Source organism: Pseudarthrobacter equi (assembly GCF_900105535.1).
Lineage (GTDB): Bacteria > Actinomycetota > Actinomycetes > Actinomycetales > Micrococcaceae > Arthrobacter > Arthrobacter equi.
The window spans coordinates 3,751,408-3,770,067 of the sequence record NZ_LT629779.1 but is presented as its reverse complement, the minus strand read 5'-3'; the positions used below and the strand labels follow the sequence as shown (position 1 = coordinate 3,770,067).

Annotated in this window: 15 protein-coding genes; 4 read left to right on the top strand and 11 right to left on the bottom strand. The window is 68.4% G+C overall.

What is annotated here, in order from left to right:
* The first annotated feature begins 174 nt into the window (after positions 1-174).
* The gene (gene pta, locus BLT71_RS17155) at positions 175-2,244 is read left to right on the top strand and encodes a phosphate acetyltransferase (protein WP_091722685.1); all 2,070 of its coding nucleotides are present in this window, start codon (positions 175-177) and stop codon (positions 2,242-2,244) included.
* A gap of 70 nt (positions 2,245-2,314) precedes the next feature.
* On the opposite strand, the gene BLT71_RS17150 is transcribed toward pta, so the two are convergent.
* Positions 2,315-2,611 carry a hypothetical protein gene (locus tag BLT71_RS17150; protein WP_091722683.1) on the bottom strand — a complete coding sequence of 99 codons (297 nt, stop codon included), beginning with the start codon at positions 2,609-2,611 and terminating at the stop codon, positions 2,315-2,317.
* A 140-nt stretch (positions 2,612-2,751) separates the two neighbouring features.
* Here BLT71_RS17150 and BLT71_RS17145 point away from each other — a divergent pair, with 140 nt between their 5' ends.
* Together BLT71_RS17145 and BLT71_RS17140 are read left to right on the top strand one after the other, a co-directional pair.
* A complete protein-coding gene (locus BLT71_RS17145) occupies positions 2,752-3,912 on the top strand; it encodes an acetate kinase (RefSeq protein ID WP_091722680.1) in 1,161 nt (386 codons plus the stop codon).
* Positions 3,913-3,919: 7 nt separating this feature from the next.
* Positions 3,920-4,546, top strand: a complete 627-nt coding sequence (locus BLT71_RS17140) for a GNAT family N-acetyltransferase (RefSeq protein ID WP_231994344.1) — start codon at positions 3,920-3,922, stop codon at positions 4,544-4,546.
* On the opposite strand, the gene BLT71_RS17135 is transcribed toward BLT71_RS17140, so the two are convergent.
* The 3 genes from BLT71_RS17135 to BLT71_RS17125 form a co-directional block, all read right to left on the bottom strand.
* Positions 4,530-5,726 carry an NAD(P)/FAD-dependent oxidoreductase gene (locus BLT71_RS17135; RefSeq protein WP_091722677.1) on the bottom strand — a complete coding sequence of 399 codons (1,197 nt, stop codon included), beginning with the start codon at positions 5,724-5,726 and terminating at the stop codon, positions 4,530-4,532. The two genes, BLT71_RS17140 and BLT71_RS17135, sit on opposite strands and share 17 nt — an antisense overlap.
* Positions 5,727-5,730: 4 nt before the next feature.
* The gene (locus tag BLT71_RS17130) at positions 5,731-5,937 is read right to left on the bottom strand and encodes a hypervirulence associated TUDOR domain-containing protein (RefSeq protein ID WP_091722674.1); all 207 of its coding nucleotides are present in this window, start codon (positions 5,935-5,937) and stop codon (positions 5,731-5,733) included.
* Positions 5,938-6,102: 165 nt separating this feature from the next.
* Positions 6,103-8,340 (bottom strand): S9 family peptidase, encoded by a 2,238-nt coding sequence (locus BLT71_RS17125; RefSeq protein ID WP_172829999.1) that lies wholly within the window; start codon positions 8,338-8,340, stop codon positions 6,103-6,105.
* Positions 8,341-9,180: 840 nt separating this feature from the next.
* On the opposite strand from BLT71_RS17125, the gene BLT71_RS17115 reads away from it, so the two are divergent.
* A complete protein-coding gene (locus BLT71_RS17115; protein WP_091722672.1) occupies positions 9,181-9,603 on the top strand; it encodes an Hsp20/alpha crystallin family protein in 423 nt (140 codons plus the stop codon).
* Positions 9,604-9,978: 375 nt separating this feature from the next.
* On the opposite strand, the gene BLT71_RS17110 is transcribed toward BLT71_RS17115, so the two are convergent.
* From BLT71_RS17110 to BLT71_RS17080, 7 genes are all read right to left on the bottom strand, one after another.
* Positions 9,979-10,974, bottom strand: a complete 996-nt coding sequence (locus BLT71_RS17110) for an ADP-dependent NAD(P)H-hydrate dehydratase (RefSeq protein WP_172829998.1) — start codon at positions 10,972-10,974, stop codon at positions 9,979-9,981.
* Positions 10,952-11,728, bottom strand: coding sequence for a histidine phosphatase family protein (locus BLT71_RS17105; RefSeq protein WP_091722669.1), 777 nt, complete (start codon positions 11,726-11,728; stop codon positions 10,952-10,954). Before BLT71_RS17105 ends, BLT71_RS17110 begins: the two co-directional genes overlap by 23 nt.
* Before the next feature lie 141 nt (positions 11,729-11,869).
* Positions 11,870-13,567, bottom strand: a complete 1,698-nt coding sequence (locus BLT71_RS17100) for an alkaline phosphatase D family protein (protein WP_091722667.1) — start codon at positions 13,565-13,567, stop codon at positions 11,870-11,872.
* An 83-nt stretch (positions 13,568-13,650) separates the two neighbouring features.
* Positions 13,651-14,790 (bottom strand): LCP family protein, encoded by a 1,140-nt coding sequence (locus tag BLT71_RS17095; protein WP_056076117.1) that lies wholly within the window; start codon positions 14,788-14,790, stop codon positions 13,651-13,653.
* 98 nt (positions 14,791-14,888) lie between these two features.
* Positions 14,889-15,545 carry an arsenate reductase/protein-tyrosine-phosphatase family protein gene (locus BLT71_RS17090; RefSeq protein ID WP_056076116.1) on the bottom strand — a complete coding sequence of 219 codons (657 nt, stop codon included), beginning with the start codon at positions 15,543-15,545 and terminating at the stop codon, positions 14,889-14,891.
* 208 nt (positions 15,546-15,753) lie between these two features.
* Positions 15,754-16,374, bottom strand: a complete 621-nt coding sequence (locus BLT71_RS17085) for a DUF305 domain-containing protein (protein ID WP_091722665.1) — start codon at positions 16,372-16,374, stop codon at positions 15,754-15,756.
* A 57-nt stretch (positions 16,375-16,431) separates the two neighbouring features.
* Positions 16,432-18,600 carry a heavy metal translocating P-type ATPase gene (locus tag BLT71_RS17080; RefSeq protein ID WP_091722663.1) on the bottom strand — a complete coding sequence of 723 codons (2,169 nt, stop codon included), beginning with the start codon at positions 18,598-18,600 and terminating at the stop codon, positions 16,432-16,434.
* Positions 18,601-18,660 lie beyond the last annotated feature (60 nt).

The window sequence follows — 18,660 nt, the reverse complement described above, 5'->3', positions numbered from 1 at the left end:
AGCTGCTCCGGGCGCCAAAGCGGGGGACACGCCGTCGTCCGCGGCGCGCCGCACGGTGGGATGGAAACTAACTGGGAAGGAACGCACGACGGCGGCGCGCACCTTTGTTCTTTGGGGCGCCGGAGGTGCAAGGATGGGAGGACCGGCACCAGCAAGAACAGCAAAGGGCGGACCATGGCCAAAGGCATCTACGTCAGCGCAACCACCCCGGGCTCGGGCAAGTCCCTTGTGGCCCTCGGCCTGGCGGACACCCTGCACCGGCACGCGGACCGGATCGGCTTCTTCAAGCCCGTGGTCCAGGGCCCGGTGGCCAGCGAGGACCCCATGGTCACCCTGATGAAATCCCGGTTCGCCCTGGAGGATGAACGCTGCCGCGGCGGCCTCACCTTCGAGGAAGTCCGGACGCTGCTGGCCGAGGGGCAGCGCGAAGAGATCGATGCCCGTTGCGTGGAAATCTTCGCCGACATTGCCCGGCACTGCGACGTGGTGATCGTGGAGGGGACGGACCTCACGGGCCAGGACGCCGCCGTCGAATTCGACCTCAACGCGCGCCTGGCCAACAACCTCGCGGCCCCCATCGTTGCCGTGGTGGGTGCCAAGGGGCGGACCGTCGCGGAGGCCGCCGCCGCCGTCGAGGTTGCCCGCAAGGAACTCGCCGCCGAGAAATGCTCGCTGCTGGCCATCCTGGTGAACCGGGCGGACCCGGACGACGTCGAGGATATCGCCGCCGCCATCAAGCCCGGCGCCTCAAAGCGTCCCGTCTATGTCCTGCCCGAGCTGGAGGAGATCGCCCGCCCCACCACCGGCGAGGTGGCCGCCGCGCTGGGTGTCCGGCAGATCGCGGGCCGGGCCGACATGGAGCGCGACGTAAGGGACATCAAGGTGGCCGCCATGAACGTGGGCAACTTCCTCAACGTCCTGGACGAGGGCGCCCTGGTGATTGTGCCGGGGGACCGGGCCGATGTGATGGTGGCGTGCCTCGCGTCCTCGTTTTCGCCGGAGTTCCCGGTGGCCTCCGCCCTCATCCTCACCGGCGGGCTCGCCCCGGACGCCAACATCTACCCGCTCCTGGCCCAGGCACCCTTCCCCGTTTTCGCCGCCAGCGCGGACACCTACACCACCGCCCGGCGCGTGTCCGAGGTCCGCAGCGAGATCTGGTCCGGGCACCGCCGCAAGGTGGCCTCCGCGCTGGGCCTCTGGTCCCGGCGCGTGGACGAGGCCGAGCTGATGGAGCGGCTGCACCTGCCCCGGCCGGAACGCATGACCCCGCTGCGGTTCCTGCACGACCTCATCGAACGGGCAAGGGCCCAGCGTCGCCACGTGGTCCTGCCGGAGGGAACCGACGTCCGCATCCTGCGCGCCGCCGAGATCCTGCACCGCCGCGACGTCTGCGACCTCACGGTCCTCGGACCCGAAACAGACGTGCGCGAACTGGCGGCTTCCCGCGGCATCGACCTCACCGGGATCAACATCGTGGACCCGGCAACCTCTGAGCTGCGGCAGCAGTTCGCCGAAAAGTACGCCGAACTCCGCGCCCACAAGGGTGTCGACCTGGCCAAGGCGCTCGAAATCATGCAGGACGTCAGCTACTTCGGCACCATGATGGTCCAGCTGGGCGTGGTGGACGGCATGGTCTCCGGCGCAGCCCACACCACCGCCCACACCATCCGGCCGGCCCTGGAATTCGTGAAGACCAGGGAGGGCGTGAAGATTGTCTCCTCGGTGTTCCTGATGCTCATGCCGGACCGGGTGCTGGTGTACGGCGACTGCGCAGTGAATCCGGACCCCAACGTGGAGCAGCTGGCGGACATCGCGCTCGCATCCGCGGAGACGGCGGCACAGTTCGGGGTGGAGCCGAGGGTGGCCATGCTGTCCTACTCCACCGGCGGCTCCGGCTCAGGCGAGGCTGTGGACGAGGTGCGGCAGGCCACCGAGCTGGTGCGGGAGCGCCGCCCGGACCTCGCCGTCGAAGGGCCCATCCAGTACGACGCCGCCGTGGACGCCTCCATCGCCGAATCCAAAATGCCCGGTTCATCCGTGGCAGGGCAGGCCACCGTGTTCATCTTCCCGGACCTGAACACCGGCAACAACACGTACAAGGCGGTGCAGCAGAGCTCCGGGGCTGTCGCCGTCGGGCCCGTCCTGCAGGGCCTGCGGAAGCCGGTCAACGATCTCTCCCGCGGCTGCACGGTGGAGGACATCGTCAACACGGTGGCCATCACCGCCATCCAGGCCCAGGCCTAGGGAAAGTACGACGACGGCACCCGGCTTTGGTGAAAAAGCCGGGTGCCGCCGTCGGGAGCGTTCGTTGTGCCTAGCTGTTGTCCGGCTTGGCGAGGCTGTCGTCGTCCTCTTCCTTTGCCGGCTCATCGGACAGCCCCTGCGGAGTCAGGTCCAGGCCCTCACGGTCCGCGGGCGCCTCGGGGGCGTCCCCGGTTTCGGCAGCCTTGAGGTCCCCGGTATCGTCCAGCGCCGGGTTGGCGCCCTCCACACCCGCAGGGTCCTTGGAACTGGAGGCCCCTTCAGGCCCGCCCGGCTGAAGCGGCGCGGTGCTGCTGGATCCGGTGTTGGTGGGATCGTTCTCTTCGTTTGAAGTGGGGTCGTTCGTCATTGGGAAAGTCCTCTCGACGTGGTGCAGCCTGTCCGCCGACCATAGGCACAGCCGGGCTGCATGCGCAAGGAAACCCGCCTGTCAGTGCCGCCACCTATAGTGGGGGTTGAACTGCAGAAGCAAGCCCCAGGAGGCCCCGCATGCTCGTGCTCGTCATCAACTCCGGTTCGTCCTCGCTCAAATACCAGGTGCGCGATGTGGCCGCCGGGACGGTGCTGGCCGAGGGACTGATCGAGAAGATCGGCATGGGCAACGGTGGTGACGGTGACGGCGAAATCGTGGGTCCGCGGGACCATGCGGAGGCGCTGGAACAGGTGGAAGTGGCCATCCATGAAGAGCTGGGTGACCTGGAGCTCGGCGCCGTGGGCCACCGGGTGGTGCACGGCGGGGAACGGTTCGCCGAGCCGGTACTGATCGACAACGAGATCACCCGCGCCATCGAGCGGCTCAACCCGCTGGCACCCCTGCACAACCCCGCCAACGTCCTGGGCATCAGGGCCATCACCAGGAAGTGGCCGGACATGCCGCAGGTGGCCGTGTTCGACACCGCCTTCCACCGGACCCTTCCCGAGCACGCCTGGCGCTACGCCGTCCCGGACGAGCTCTACACAAACCACGGCATCCGCCGGTACGGCTTCCACGGCACCTCGCACGAGTATGTTGCCCGCCGCGCTGCCGCGTTGCTGGACCTGCCCGTGGAGGAGTTCGACGCCGTCATCGCCCACCTGGGCAACGGCGCCTCCGTCACGGCGATCCAGGGCGGCCACTCCGTGGACACCTCCATGGGATTCACCCCGCTTGAGGGCCTGGTGATGGGGACCCGTTCCGGCGACCTTGACCCGTCCATCCTGGTGTTCCTGGGCCGCGCCGGCTGGACCCCAGAGGACCTGGACTCCATGCTCAACCGGGAGTCCGGGCTCAAGGGCCTGGCCGGCAACAATGACATGCGCTCCGTGGTGGAGGCCGCCGAGGACGGCGACGCCAAAGCCACCATGGCGCTGGCCGTCACGTCCTACCGGCTGGCCAAGTACATCGGCGGCTACCACGTGGCCGTCGGCGGGGCCAAGGCGCTGGTGTTCACGGCGGGAATCGGCGAGAACTCCCACCAGTTCCGCGCATTGGTCGCCGACCGCCTGGGTGCGCTCGGCATAGAGGTCGACGCCGGGCTGAATGCTGCCCGGTCCAAGGAACCGCGCGTTATTTCCACGCCGCAGTCCGCCATCCCCGTGCTGGTGGTTCCCACTGACGAGGAGCGCGCCATCGCGGAGGCGACTGCCGCCGTCGTAGGTTCCGGCCGGTAGCGCCCCGATGCCGGACATCGCGCTGCCCATCCGCACCGGGCGCCTGGTCCTGCGGCGCTTCGAAGCCGGAGACCTGGAGGCATTCCACGCCTACCACTCGCTGGCGGAGACCGCCCGGTTCCTGCCCGGGCCTGCCAAGAGCTACACCAAATCCATGGAGTCGGTGGGGAAATACGCCAACTTCGTCTACGAGAAGGAAGGCGACTGGCTCTGCCTGGCCATCGAAGCCGCGGGGGAGCCTGGCTTGCTGGGGGAAGTGGTGCTCAAGTGGCTTCCGGGCCGCGGCCAGGCGGAAGTGGGCTGGTCCATGGCACCGCAGGCGCGCGGCAAGGGCTACGCCACCGAGGCGGCGGCAGCGGTCCTGGACCTTGGTTTCGGGGAGCTTGGCCTGCGCCGGATCGAAGCGCGGCTGGATGAGCTCAACACGGCCTCCGCCGCGCTCTGCCAGCGCCTGGGCATGCGGCTGGAGGGCCGCCACGTGGACAAATGGTTCTACAAGGACCAGTGGGCCACGGAGATGATTTACGCAGTGCTCGCGGACGAGTGGCGTGCCGGCGGGCGGAGGGCCGGAGATGTGCCAGCGTCAGCCGACAGGCCCGCCGCAACAGCCGGAATCCCTACGCCCGGCCCTTGAGGATGAGGTTCCAGTAGACCTGCGGGAAGACGTCGCGGTCCACCACCCAGGACGCCTTGCTTTCGTTCCAGGTGGGGATTCGCGGAATGGTGGGCATAGGCCGGTACCTGTCGTCGAACTCGGCGAACACCACGGTGTCGCGTGAGACCGTGAACGGGCAGACCGAATAGCCGTTGTACTTCTGCGTGGGCGGCTTTCCTTTCCGGGTGGCCACCAGGTTCTTGGCCAGGACCTTGGTCTGTTTGCGCAGCGCCCCGCCGGACTTCGAGTTGGTGGTGCCTGCGGCGTCCCCCAAGGACCAGACGTTGGGGTACCGCAGGTGGCGGAGGGTCTGCCGGTCCACCTCCACGAAACCGCCCTTGTCCGCCGGGGTGGGGAGGTCGGTGGCTTTCAGCCAGTCCGGCGCGGACTGCGGCGGCACCGCGTTGAGGACGTCATATTGCAGGGTTTCCCGGCTGCCCGAGCCGAGATTGCGGATGGTCGCCTCCCGGCGTGCCGCGTCCACGGACACCAGTTCGCTGTCCGTCCGCAGCTCAATGCCGTACTCGGCGATCTTCCGGTCCAATTCGCGGTCCACCTCCGGCACGCCGAACACGGTGGGGTAGGGCTGCACCATCACCACGCGGATCTTGTCCAGGACGCCCTGTTGCCGCCAGTAGTCGCAGGCCAGGTACATGGGCTTCTGGCTGGCTCCGCCGCATTTGATGGGCCCGGCAGGCATGGTGAACACGGCCGTCCCGGAGGTCAGGCCGCTAAGGAGGGTCCAGGCTTTTGATGCCAGCTCGAACTCGTAGTGGGTGGTGCCGTGCGGCGAATGGACAGCATCAGCCAGGCCCGGCACGGCGTCCCAGTCGTACTGCAGCCCAGGGCAAACCACCAGCTGCCCGTACCCGACAGTTGAGCCGGATGCCAGCGTGACCGTGTTGGTGTTCGCGTCCACGTCCACGGCGGCATCCCGGATCCATTCGACGCCGGGCGGGATCACCGAGGCCTGGCTCCGGACGGCCTCCTTCGCCTGTGCGCGGCCGCCGGCAATGTGGGAAAACAGTGGCTGGTAGAAGTGGTGGTCCTTGGGCTCGATGAGCGCCAGGTCCTTAACCCCGTACCGCTCCAGCCGCGCCGCCAGCGACACTCCCGCGTTGCCGCCGCCAATGATGACCACTTCATGCAAAGCGGCCACGGCGCTACTTCTTCTCGGTCAGTGCCGACGCCTTGTGCGCTGCCCGGGCGCCGGTCTTGTCCGACTCCACAACGTATTGCGGTTCATCCTTGCTGGCGCGGTGGGTGTTGCCGTCCAGTTCGAAGTCGCTGGTTTTCTTCTCCACGACCTTGCCGTGCGTCTTGCCCTGGGAGGTGTTCCACTCCACGTGCGTTCCCTTGCTGAGTGACATTGCTGCTCCTTCGGCTTCGTGCGGCGGAAAACAACTGCCCAACAATGGTAAGCATGGTGATCATTTCTGGATACCCGTGGAGGGGACGGCATCCAGGCGCGGGGGAGAAGGCGGGCGTACGACGGCGGCGTGGGGCCGCCGTCGTACGCTCCGCTTCAGTAGGGCTTACTTCAGTCCGGCCCCCGGCAGCAGCTCGGTGGCGCCCAGGGAGTCGGCAATGAATGCGTAGTCCCACGCCCGTTCGCGCCACTGCACGTAGCGCCCGGAGGCGCCGCCGTGCCCGCCGTCCATCTCGATCTTCATGAGGATGGGCTCGGATCCGGTGGTGCGGTTCCGCAGTTCCTGCACCCATTTGGCGGGCTCCACGTAGAGGACGCGGGTGTCGTTGAAGGACGTCACGGCGGCGATCTTGGGGTAGGCCACGTCCCGCACGTTTTCGTAGGGCGAGTAGGACTTCATGTACGCGTACACATCGGCGTCGGTAATCGGGTTGCCCCATTCCTCCCACTCGAGGGCCGAGAGGGGCAGGTCCGGGTCCAGGATGCTGGTGAGCGGGTCCACGAACGGTACCTGGGCCACCACGGCCTTGTACTTTTCCGGCGCCATGTTGGCGATGGCTCCCATCAGCAGGCCGCCCGCCGAGCCGCCCATGGCCGCGATTCGCGCCGGGTCCACCCACCCGGAATTGGCCAGCCAGTCCGTGGCGTCCACGAAGTCCGTGAACGTGTTCTTCTTGGTGAGCTTCTTGCCGTCCTCGTACCAGTGCCGGCCCAGCTCACCGCCGCCGCGGACATGCGCCATCACGAACACCACGCCGCGGTCCAGCAGCGAGAGCCGCGCGATGCCGAACTCCGGGTCCCTGCTGAGTTCGTAGGAGCCGTACCCGTAGACCAAGCCGGCCGCCGTCGAATCCTGCCTGACGCTTTTGTGCCGGAGGACGGACAGTGGGATGCGGGTGCCATCCGCCGCCGTGGCCCATTCCCGGGTGGCCACGTAGTCGCTGCCGTCGTAGCCGCCCAGCACCGGGCTCTCTTTGCGCAGCAGCAGCTCGCCGGCGGGCTGCTCCGCGGTGGGCAGGACGAAGTCGTAAATGCGCGACGGCGTGAAGTAGGACGTGTAGCCCAGCCGGATCACGGGTGCCTCATAGTCCGAGCCGCCCACCCCGGCGGTGTAGAGCTCCTCGTCAAACGCCGGCTCCACCGGTTCCTGCTGCGCGGCCGTGCCCAGACCGGCGAGTCCCATCACCTGGACGCGCTCGATGGTGTCCTTGCGGATGGAGGCGATGAGGTGCGTGGAGGTGACGCTGGCACCGTTGACGCGGACGTCGTCGGAATGCTCGACGACGGTCTGCCAGGCCTGCTCAGCCAGCGGCTTTGCCAGCTCGGCGGGGTCCGCCAGGGAGACCATGGAGTTGATGGCGCCGCGGTTGTGGGTGAGCAGGATCTTCTCGGCCTTGGCGCCGTCGGGGCCTTCGAGCAGGAACGGCTCCGCCTCGTACAGGACGCGCTCGTCCCGCGAAATGACGGTGGTGAGCTCCTGTGCGGGGTCGTCGAAGCGGAGCAGCCGGGTTTCGCTGTACTCGGAGCAGCCGATGCCCAGTATCAGGTAGCGCCGGTCCGAAGACAGCTCGAAGCCCAGCCACATGGCGGTGTCGTCCTCCTGGTAGATCACCGTGTCCTCGCTGACCGGGGTGCCCAGGGCGTGCGCCTTCACCTGGTATGGGCGCCACGAGTCATCCACCACGGTGTAGAAAATGCGGGTGCCGTCGGGGGAGAAGGACACACCGTAGAAGATGTTCTCAATGACGTCCGGCAGCAGCTCGCTGGTGCGGAGGTCCTTGATCCGGAGGGTGAAGCGTTCGTCGCCGGAGTTGTCCACGGCGTAGGCGTAGAGGGTGCCGTCCACTGTCACGGCGGTGCCGCCCACGGAGAAGAACGGCTTGCCCTCGGCCTCGACGTTGCCGTCCAGCAGGACTTCTTCGCCGGGGATTTCGACGCCGGGCTCCACGGCCGGAGGGGTCCAGTCGGCGATCCTGTCATCGGTGTCGCTGGCGCGGACACGGCACTGGATGCCGTACTCCTTGCCCTCCACCGAGCGGCTGAAGTACCACCAGCCGTCCTTGCGGTGCGGAACCGAGAGGTCGGTTTCCTGCGTGCGGCCCTTGATCTCCTGGAAGATGGCTTCGCGCAGCGGCTCCTGGTGGGCGGTGACCGCTTCCTGGTAGGCGTTCTCGGCCTTCAGGTGCTCCACCACCTCGGCGGACTCCTTGTCCCGCAGCCACTCATAGTTGTCCACGTAGGTGTCCCCGTGGTGCGTCCTGTCGGTGGGCACCTTCTTGGCCACGGGCGGGGTGGCGGCGGACGCTGGCGTGCTGGCGGAGTTCTGCAGCGGAGTGGAGGTCATGGACTCAATATATAGACCGGGCACCCCGCCGTGGCCGGCGTTCGCTACCGGGGAAGAAACCCCGCTCGTTTCCCTACTTGATGGGGCGCCGAGATTTTCTGGACGCGGGAAAGGGCGGGGAGGGGAGTGGGAACCCGCGCTCACTTGTGGTGCCTAAAACCCCAACGTGCGCTCACTCGTGGTGCCTAAAACCCCAACGCCCGCTCACTCGTGGTGCCTGAGACCCCCAAGGCCCGCTCACTCTTCTGAAGAGAGTGAGCGGGCGTTGGGGTGGGAGCCGCCGGATGTGAGCGCGCGTGGGGGTGGGAGCCGCCGGATGTGAGCGGGCGTTGCAGGGAAGCTGGGGCCTGTCCGGGCGGGGGTGGCAGGCGTATCGTGTTCAGTTCAAGGCACCTAGCTCGGTACAGGCGCCGCCCAGCGTGAGAGGGGAAGATCCATGACCATCCCGCCAGTGCACGAACCTTCGCCGTTCCCGCCGGAGCCCGGCCCGGATCCGACATCGCCCGATCCCACGCAGCCCGGCCACCCCGGACCTCCGGCGCCCAGCCCGTTCCCCACCCCCGAGCCTCCCGGGCCGCTGCCTGTCCCAGACCCGGGGCCCGCACCCCTTCGCCCGGATCCCACGCGGGACTAGCCAGCCATCACGAACCCCATCGAAGGGCCCTCTGCAGATCTGGCGGAGGGCCCTTTGGCGTGCCCCGGTGCGTGCCCTGGCCGCCAAATAATTTTCGCCGGACGGGCTTGCATACCTGTGCCGCTGGTGCTAAAAAATCTATATCAGCCACCATAGATCGGCTGAAAACCTACACAGTGTTGGACCACCCTTATGAGGAGGAAGCCATGTTGATGCGAACCGATCCGTTCCGCGAGCTGGACAGGCTGGCCCAGCAGGTCCTCGGCACGGCGGCCCGTCCGGCAGCCATGCCGATGGACGCCTGGCGCGAGGGCCATGACTTTGTGGTCGCCTTCGACCTTCCCGGAGTTTCGCCCGAGTCCGTGGACCTGGATGTTGAACGCAACGTGCTGACAGTACGCGCCGAACGCCCGGACCCTGCCGCCAACAACACCGAACTGATCGCCTCCGAACGGCCGCGCGGTGTCTTCAGCCGCCAGTTGATCCTTGGCGACACCCTGGACACGGAAAACGTGAAGGCCAGCTACGACGCCGGCGTCCTGACGTTGCGGATCCCGGTTGCCGAGAAGGCCAAGCCGCGCAAGATCGAAATCGAGATGAAGGGGGCCAAGCAGGAAATCGCAGCCTAGCCCCGCTGAAACTCGCGAAGGGATCGGGACGCCGGGCCTTTGTGTTGACTGCCTTCTTGGGCGATTCGCCACTTTGTGCACGCCACAGTGCCAGACAGCGCACCGGCAGCTGTGCCCGCGCTTCCTGATACGGCGGCCCCCGGTTTCGGCCGGGGGCCGTCCAAGTTACCGGCGGGGATGCCTTGTGATGGGCGTCCCGGCGGGTGTAGAACGGGGGTACCGGGAGGATCCGAACGCGTTGTATCTGCCAGTTTTGGGCGATTGCCACTATGGAACGCCACAGCGCCGGTAGCGCATCGGCAGTTGCGAGTGATCCCCTCCGAGACGGTGGCCCTCCGCGTTAATGCAGGGGGGCCATCCGCTTGCCCGGACGGGTCAGGTACCGAGCTCCAGCATGAGCGCCGGCAGTTCGTCGGCGAGTTCGCGGGCCAGGAATCCGAGCGGTCCCATCCTGCTGGCCAGCCGGTCGGCCGCCGCCGCGTGCAGGTGCGTCCCCCAGCAGGCGGCTTGCGCGCCGGTGGTTCCGCGGGCCCGCACTCCGGCGATCGCCCCGGCCAGGACGTCCCCGCTGCCCGAGGTTCCCAGCCCGCCGTAGCCCGTGGTGATCTTCCACAGCCCCGACTCCTCCGGGCCAACGCCCGGCGCCCGCGCGATCAGCCCCTGGCAGCTCACCACCGCGCCGAACCTGCGGGCGATTTCGGCCACGTCCGTTTCCAGGTCCTCAGGGTCCCGGCCCAGCAGGATGCCGGCCTCGGTGGGGTTCGGGGTCAGGATCAGCCGGCCCCGCCACGGGCCCACGCGGTCCTCCAGCTCCGCAAGCGCGGCCAGCGCAAAGGCGTCAAGGACGACGGCGGGACCTCCTTCCCGGCCGGATGCGCCGGAGCCTGGGCCGCCGTCGTCGTGCTTCCCGCCGGCTTGCCTGTCACCGGCAGCGTCCCCTGAAGAACCGGCTGCCTCTTCGCGGGCCAGGAGCGCCTCAAGAAGCTCCCGGGCCAGGTCCGGATCGTCGAGCCCGGGGCCTACCAGGATGGCATCGGCCGAGTCCAGGTTGGCCGAAATCCGGTCCACGCCCTCAGCGGTGACCGATCCGTCAGAGGTTTCCGGCAGCCCGATGTCGCCGCACTCGGGCAGGGCGACACCCACCTGGACCGCCACTGATTCGGCCACGGCGAGCGTCAGCTTTCCTGCCCCGGCCCGCAGCGCGGCGGTACCGGCCAGCAGTGCAGCACCGGGGGTGTTCCGCGCCCCGCCAACCACCAGAACCGAGCCGCGCGAATACTTGTCCTCGCCAGGGGCAGGCAGCCGCCAGTCCCGCAGCAGCGAGGGCGTCACCAGCTGGGGGCCGGAGTCACCGCGGGCGGACACTGGCATCCCCGGCATGTTCGGTAACTTCGACGCCCTGTTCGGCCAAGTGGTCAGCGACGTTGAAGCTTTCCAGCGTCCACGGCCCCTCGCCGGTAGGCCGCACGTACCGGGTCATCGACGCGTTCAGCACCGAGGTGCTGGCAGCGAGGTCCAACAGTTCCTGCTCCGTCATGCCCTCCAGCACGTAGCGGAACAGCAGGATCACGGCGTCGTGGCAGACCAGCATCACCCGGTGCCCGGTGCCGAGGCTGTTCAGCTCGTCCAGCACGGAGCGGAGCCGGAGCGCCACATCGGCCCATGATTCCCCGCCGGGCGGACGGTAGTACAGCTTCCCCTGCCAGGACCGCCGTTCGGCCTCCTCCGGGTACCGCGTCTCAACGCCCAGGCGGGTCAGCCGGTCCAGGATGCCCAACTCGCGGTCGCGCAGCCGCTCATCCACCTGCACTTTCACGGGCCAGCCTGCCGTCTCCACCGCGATCTGAGCTGTCTGGTGGGCCCTCTCGTAGGGGGAGGACACCACCGCGTCCGGCCGCGATTCGTCAGCGATCCGGGCCAGCGCCGTACCCAAGGCGGTCGCCTGTTCCCGGCCCACCTCGGACAGGTTCACGTCCGCGTCCCGCGCCGGAACCTCGATGATCTCCGCACCCGCCAGATTCGCCTCCGTGGCGGCCACGTTGCCTTCGCTCTCGCCGTGCCGGATCAGCAGCAGCTCCACCGCACCGGCCTCCTGCACCGCTTCCGTCAGTCCGTCGTCGTTCATAAAAAATCACTCCCCGTCCGCGTCCGCGCCGAATCCGGGACACTACCAGCGGCCGTACCCACAGGGCCGGAAAGATAAACGTACGACGGCGGCGAGGCGCCCCGGCGCCGGGTCGAAGGCCGAGACGCCCGGCCCGGGCAGCTACCGCTCCGGGGTCAGCACCTTGGAGAACACCGTGGCGCCGTTGGCGTTCCTGAGGCTGGCAGTGAAACTGTTGTCCTCGCCGAGCTGGACGTGCCCGAAGAACTGGTTTTCGCCGTCGCGCGGTGATTCGCCCGGGAAGCGGCCCGCCTTGGCGAAGACCACCTCCGGGCCGAAGGTGCCGTCCATCGCGTTGGGTCCGAACGAGCCCGCAGCGATGGGCCCGGCCACGAATTCCCAGAACGGGTCGAAATCGGTGAAGGCTGCGCGCTCGGGGGAGTAGTGGTGCGCCGCGCAGTAGTGCACGTCGGCGGTCAGCCACACCACGTTCTTCACTCGGTTCTTCTTGAAGGCACTCAGCACCCCGGCGATCTCGAGCTCGCGGCCCAGGGGAGCACCGTTGTCGCGGTTGGCCAGGCTCTCCTGGTTCACGGCGCCGTCAGGCACGATGATGCCCAGCGGCAGGTCCGCGGCAATGACCTTCCACGTCGCCTTGGACTTCGAGACCTCCCGGATCAGCCAGTCCACCTGCTCCTGGCCCAGGATGTTGGTGGTGTAGGCCTCCTTGCCGTCCGTGTTGGGCGACTTGAAGGTGCGCATGTCCAGGCAGAAGATGTCCAGCTGCGGGCCGCGGGAAATCTTCCGGTAGATACGGGCCGGCTGGTACTGGCCGCCGTCGTCGAACGTACCCGGCCGCCACAACGCGCTGCTGTCAGCGATGGGCATGTTTTCCTGCCAGGCCTGACGGCCGCGGGCGGCGAGGGTGTTGACGTCCCGGACGGTGTAGCGGGGGTCGTCCAGGATTTCGCCGGGGTACCAGTTGTTGGTGGTTTCGTGGTCGTCCCAGGTGGCGATCACCGGGACGTCCGCGAACATGGCGCGCATGTTGGCGTCCATCATGTTGTAGCGGTGCCGGCCGCGGTACTCGGTGAGCGTCTCGGCCACCTTGGACACCTCCTCGGTGACCAGGTTCCGCCACACCTGCCCGTCCTTTTCCACCACGGTTTGGGTGAGCGGGCCGTCCGCGTACACGGTGTCGCCGGAGTGGATGAAGAAGTCCGGCCGGGTCTGGTGCATGGCCCGGTAGCCTCGCATCCCGCCGATTTCCTCGTTGATGCCCCACCCCTGGCCCGCGGTGTCGCCAGTCCAGACGAAGCTTTGCGCGTACGACGCCGGGACGTCGCCTCCGTTGCTTGTGTCACCGGTGCGTCCCTTGCCGTTGACCGCGCCCCTGTCCGGTGCAGTGCGGAAGGTGCCGCGGGCCGATTCTCCGGCCGCCCCGCCGTCGTCCTCGAAACTGATCTCGAGAGCGAAGCAGGTGTTGGACGGGAGGTTGCCGGCGTGGATCTTCGCGGTGAAGTCGGATGCCTGGGTTGCCCGGGGCCCGCGGATGACCCGCTCGAAGGCGCCCCGACCGCGCAGGACTGCGCCGCCGTCGTCCACTGCCCGCAGCACCGCCGTCATCCGGCCTGCCTCCGAGGAACGGGACCACAGCACCGCCGAATCGGAGGTGACGTCGCCGGTGGCGATGCCGCTGGGGAGCGTGAGCCGGTTACGGACCAGGGCAACACCGGCCGGTGACCGGGTGGGAGCGCCTGCGGTTGCTGCGTTGGCCGCGTTTGCTGCGGCCGGGGCAGAGGCAAGTGCGGCGGCGAGCACGGAGCCCTTGACGATGGTGCGGCGCGAGATGTCAGTCATGCCCTCCACCCTTCAGGCGCCGTGCACACAGGTCTTTTCGGCAGGGTGAACTGCGGGTAAGCCCGGGTTGAACAGCGCCCTGACTACTGCGTCGCGAGCTCGCCGATCCGGCCCTCCCGCAGGGCTGCACCCACCGCCGCGATGCCGCCGTAATCCGGGAACAGCACCGACTGCCCGGCAATGAACCCGGACCCCGCCGTCGGAAGCGTCATGCTGCGGATTGCGTTGGCATCCAGGTTCCGCAGGCTGTAGGCCAGGATGGCGGCCTGGATCGGGTCGAAGCCCTTGTCCACGGTGAGGCAGCAGGAGGCGAACTCCACGAGGGACCGCACGGCCGTGACGTCGTTCAGCGCCCCGCCGGCGGTGAGGCGGGCCAGGATGGCGCGGAGCATGATCTGCTGGTCGCGGACCCGCTGGAAGTCGCCGTCGGAGAAGGCGTACCGCTCCCGGGAGAACTCCAGCGCCGCCTGGCCGTCCAGGTGGTTCATGCCGGCGGGGAACACATGCTGGGTCTCGATGGTGGACTGGAACGCGATGGGCACGTTGACGTCGATGCCGCCCAGGCCGTCCACCAGGAGCTTGAACCCGCCGAAGTCCAGCATCAGGGTGTGGTTGATGGTGATTCCCAGCAGCTCCTGGACGGCGGCGGTCTGCATGTCGATGCCGCCGTATTCCAACCCGGCGTTGATTTTGGCGCCACCGTAGCCGGGGATGTTCACCCACGTGTCGCGGTTGATCGAGATGAGGTAGAGCGTGCTGCGGTCAGCGGGGACGTGCACCACCATCAGGGTGTCCGCCCGGTGGTCCTGCGCTTCGCCGGTGGCTGCCGTGTGCGCGGCGGCATCTTTTGCTGGTGTGCCGCCGCGGATGTCGCTGCCGATCACCAGGACGTTCATGGCCCCGGGAGGCAGTTCCGCGATGGGCGGGGGCGGCGGAGGAGCTGCCGGCGCCGGTGGCGGGGGCGTTTCGGACGGGGTCTCCGACGGCGTGGGGGTGGTGGTTTCGCTTTGGGTCGCTGTGCCCTGGGCGGCCGGCGGCGTGACGGTGCCGGCGCGGTTGAGGCTGATGACGGCCACGACGGCAGCCGCCACCAGGACCAGGGCCAGCAGCGCGGCGATCCAGCGGCGGCGGCCGTGCGCCACCAGCCAGCGCCCGTGCGGGTGGGCGCCCGGGGAAGCGGGTCCCGCAGGACCGGATGGGTCCGAACCGCCTGGTGTGCTCATAGTGGCCCCTCACCTCACCGTGACTGTGGTGGGATCAGTGTCCGCCCGCCGGTGCCCGGTTGGCTACTGCCGTGGCCAAACTGTCACCTGCACGGTGGTCACGGGCCGGACACCGCCGGGTGCCGCCGTCGTGATGGCACCGAGTTGAGGCGGGCATGCCGCAGGATGGACACGATGGCGGGGGCCAGCTCGTCCTCCATCTGCCGGTACACCTCGGGGGAGCGCCGGTAGGGGTCAATGATGTCGTTCTCCGCGGAATCCGCCGGCAGGGCCAGGTGCCGGACGCCTGCGGCACGGGCCGGGAGGCTCCGCCAGTACGCGGTGTTCGCGGCCAGCGGGTCGGCGTCACCGGGATCCTCGGCGGGGGCGTCCGTGGCGCGGCCGTCCAGCACGTCGAGCATCCGGGCGAACTCGCGGATGGTGAACGTCCGTTTCAGCATGGACGCGTCCTGCTGCAGCACCTCGCCGCGGTGGCCGGAAGTCATGGTGAGCACCAGGTCCACCCCGCGAAGGATCTTGGAGTTGAGCTGCCGAGCCTCGAAGCCGTCCGGGTCCCCGCCGTAGGTCCGCACGATGTCCGCCGAAATCGGCTGCATGGGATCGCCCACCATGGCCCTGGTTCCGGCGCTGGCCACCTCGAACCCGCCGGGCACCACCTGGTTGAGTCCTGTCTGCAGCAGCCTCTCGGCCACGGGCGAGCGGCAGATGTTGCCGGTGCAGACGGTCAGGATTCTTACTGGTGCGGGGATATCCAAGGGAAGTTACTCTTTCCAGCCGGTGCCGGGACCGTACAGTCCGTGCCTCTCAACTTAACACGCACACGCCCGACGGCGGCCGCCCCACCCCGCACGCGAGCTCACCTTTGGTTGCTTGGGAGCTGACGCGCTCACCTCGCGCTGGAATGGTGGGCGCGCGTTTCGGTGAGAGCCGCCGGAAGTGAGCGTGCGTTTCGGTGGTGGGGGGTCAGAAGCCGGCCAGGAGTTCCTTCATCTCCGCGATCTCGGCTTCCTGGGCTTTGATGATGTCGCGGGCCAGCTGGATGGTCTGCGGGTACTTGCCGGAGCTGATCTCCTGCCGGGCCATGTCGATGGCGCCCTCGTGGTGCCCGGTCATCTGCTGGAGGAAGAGCCTGGCCGCTTCGGTGCCCTGCGCGGCCTTGAGTTTGGCGATGCCGTCCCCGTCCACCATGCCGCCCATCCCGTGGCCGGACTGGTCGCTCATCATGGTGGGCACGTTCCAGCCCTCCAGCCAGCCGGTCATGAGTTTGATTTCCGGCGTCTGCGCGTCCCTGATCCGGGTGGCGAGCGAGGCCACCGGGGCGGGCGTATCCTGCTTGGCCAGCATGATGCCGCTCATCTCCACGGCCTGCTGGTGGTGCGGAATCATCATCTGGGAAAACATGATGTCGGCCTGGTTATGGTCGGAGTTTGCGTCCGGCATCATGCTGGACATCGGTGCGGAGCTGCCGTGGTTCATGGGCATGGTGTTTCCACCGGAGCTTCCCGAACCGGCGGCGCAGCCTGCCAGGCCAAGGGAGGCTGTGAGGGCAACGGCGAGCATCAGGGTTTTGGTCTTGGTGGTCATGGTTGAACGTCCTTCAGGAAAGTAGCTGGCAATGGAGTGTTTGTGGATGTGGCGGTGTCAGCGCACATCGGCGGGGTTGAGTTTGAGCCGCCGCAGCAGCTGGGCGTTCAGCGCCACCACGATGGTGGAGGCGCTCATCAGGACGGCGCCGGCGGCCGGCGAGAGGACCACCCCGGCGAATGCGAGCACCCCGGCGGCCAGCGGCACGGACAGGACGTTGTAGCCGGTGGCCCACACCAGGTTCTGCCACATCTTGCGGTAGCTTGCCCGGGACAGGTCCACCATGGACAGCACGGCACGCGGATCGTTGCCGGCCAGCACCACGCCGGCGGATTCCATCGCCACATCCGTCCCGGCGCCGATGGCGATGCCCACCTCGGCGCGGGCCAAAGCGGGGGAGTCGTTCACGCCGTCGCCCACCATGGCCACCTTCAGCCCGCGGCCCTGCAGCTCCGCCACTTTTTTGTCCTTGTCCGCCGGCAGCACCTCGGCAAACACCTCGTCGATCTTCAGGTCCGCGGCCACGGCCTGCGCCACCTGGCGCGCGTCGCCCGTGATCATGGCCACCTTGACGCCGCGGTTCTGCAGCGCCGCCACCGCCTGCCGGGACTCCGGCCGCACCGCATCCTCCAGGCTCACGGCACCCAGGACACGGCCGCCGTCGAGCACGTGCAGGACGGACGCGCCGCGCTCCCGCCAGCTGCGCGTGGCCTCAGCCAGGCCGGAAGGTTCGACGACGCCAAGCTCGCGAAGGAGCGCGGGTCCGCCCACGTGCAGCGGACGGCCGTCCACGGTTGCCTGCACGCCGCGGCCCGCCAGTGCCGAAAACCCGGACGCGGCAGGAACGGTGAGGCTACGGCTCCGCGCAGCACGGACGATGGCCCGGGCTGCGGGATGCTCGCTGTCGGATTCGACAGCGGCGGCCAGGGACAGCAGGCCGTCAGCATCCAGGGTCCCGGTTGTGGCGATGTCCCGGAGCTCGGGTTCGCCCCTGGTGAGGGTGCCTGTCTTGTCGAAGAGGACCACGTCGATGGTCCGCATGCGCTCCAGGGCCATCCGGTTCTTGATCAGCACCCCTGCGCGGGCAGCCTGTTCGGTGGAGATCGCGATCACCAGCGGAATGGCCAGGCCCAGGGCGTGCGGGCAGGCGATCACCAGCACCGTCACCGTCCGGGTGACCGCTTCCGGCACGCTGCCCAGCAGGGTCCAGGCGATGAACGTGAGCACACCCGCTCCGGCGGCGAAATAGAAGAGGAAGGCAGCGGCGCGGTCGGCCAGTGCCTGGGCACGGGAGGACGATGCCTGTGCCTCGGCCACCAGCCGCTGGATGCCGGCCAGGGCGGTATCGTCGCCCACTGCTGTGACGAGAACGCGCACCCCGGAGTCCGTGGCCACGGTGCCGGCCACCACGGCGTCACCGGGCCCGCGCGGAACGGTCTTGGATTCGCCCGTGATCATGGATTCGTCGAACTCGGCGCGGCCCTCCGCAACCGTGCCGTCGGCGGGCATCCGGGCGCCGGGGCGGACCAGGACGAGGTCGCCGGGCCTCAGCCCGGACACGGGTACTGTCTCGGTGCCGGAGGCTGTGACGCGTTCGGCGTCGTCCGGCAGCAGCGCGGCGAGGGCGTCCAGCGCTCCCTGTGCCGATCCGAGGGCGCGCATCTCGATCCAGTGGCCCAGCAGCATAATGGCCACCAGGAGCGCCAGCTCCCACCAGAAATCGAGGTCGAAGCCGCCCAGGCCCAGGCTGGTGACCCAGGAGGCGGCGAACGCCACCGTGATGGCCATGGCGATCAGCAGCATCATGCCGGGCTGGCGGTCCTTCAGTTCCTGCAGGCCGCCTTTGAGGAACGGCTGGCCGCCGTACAGGAATATAACGGTTCCCAATACAGGCGGGATCCAGGCGGAGCCCGGGAACACGGGCGCCATGTAGCCCAGGAGGTGGCCCACCATGGGGCTGAAGTAGACCACGGGAAGAGATAAGGCCAGCGTGAGCCAGAACCTGTTCTTGAACATGGCGGTGCTGTGCCCGGCGTGCTGGCCGGACGTGTGCACGGTGTGGCCGTCATCGTGGTGCATGTGGGCGCCGTGCTGCAGGGGTGCCGCGGTGTGCGCGTGGCCGGGAGCGTGGCCCTGCCCGGCAGGGGCGGCAGCAGCCGGAGCGTCGGTGACCCCGCCCGCGGACTGGCGGCCGCCGTCGTGATGGTGATGGGAATGGTCTTGCATGGGAGTCAGGTCCGTTTCTTGGCGAAGGAAGAATCCTTGTGGACAAGCAGGCGCTGGGGT

What these genes read in the sequence shown, in the direction of transcription:
- BLT71_RS17105 (WP_091722669.1), bottom strand. Translation starts at nt 11,728, where the DNA reads ATGAACGACGACGGACTGACGGAAGCGGTGCAGGAGGCCGGTGCGGTG.
- BLT71_RS17080 (WP_091722663.1), bottom strand. Translation starts at nt 18,600, where the DNA reads ATGCAAGACCATTCCCATCACCATCACGACGGCGGCCGCCAGTCCGCG.
- BLT71_RS17145 (WP_091722680.1), top strand. Translation starts at nt 2,752, where the DNA reads ATGCTCGTGCTCGTCATCAACTCCGGTTCGTCCTCGCTCAAATACCAG.
- pta (WP_091722685.1), top strand. Translation starts at nt 175, where the DNA reads ATGGCCAAAGGCATCTACGTCAGCGCAACCACCCCGGGCTCGGGCAAG.
- BLT71_RS17100 (WP_091722667.1), bottom strand. Translation starts at nt 13,567, where the DNA reads ATGACTGACATCTCGCGCCGCACCATCGTCAAGGGCTCCGTGCTCGCC.
- BLT71_RS17140 (WP_231994344.1), top strand. Translation starts at nt 3,920, where the DNA reads ATGCCGGACATCGCGCTGCCCATCCGCACCGGGCGCCTGGTCCTGCGG.
- BLT71_RS17150 (WP_091722683.1), bottom strand. Translation starts at nt 2,611, where the DNA reads ATGACGAACGACCCCACTTCAAACGAAGAGAACGATCCCACCAACACC.
- BLT71_RS17115 (WP_091722672.1), top strand. Translation starts at nt 9,181, where the DNA reads ATGTTGATGCGAACCGATCCGTTCCGCGAGCTGGACAGGCTGGCCCAG.
- BLT71_RS17085 (WP_091722665.1), bottom strand. Translation starts at nt 16,374, where the DNA reads ATGACCACCAAGACCAAAACCCTGATGCTCGCCGTTGCCCTCACAGCC.
- BLT71_RS17125 (WP_172829999.1), bottom strand. Translation starts at nt 8,340, where the DNA reads ATGACCTCCACTCCGCTGCAGAACTCCGCCAGCACGCCAGCGTCCGCC.
- BLT71_RS17095 (WP_056076117.1), bottom strand. Translation starts at nt 14,790, where the DNA reads ATGAGCACACCAGGCGGTTCGGACCCATCCGGTCCTGCGGGACCCGCT.
- BLT71_RS17130 (WP_091722674.1), bottom strand. Translation starts at nt 5,937, where the DNA reads ATGTCACTCAGCAAGGGAACGCACGTGGAGTGGAACACCTCCCAGGGC.
- BLT71_RS17110 (WP_172829998.1), bottom strand. Translation starts at nt 10,974, where the DNA reads ATGCCAGTGTCCGCCCGCGGTGACTCCGGCCCCCAGCTGGTGACGCCC.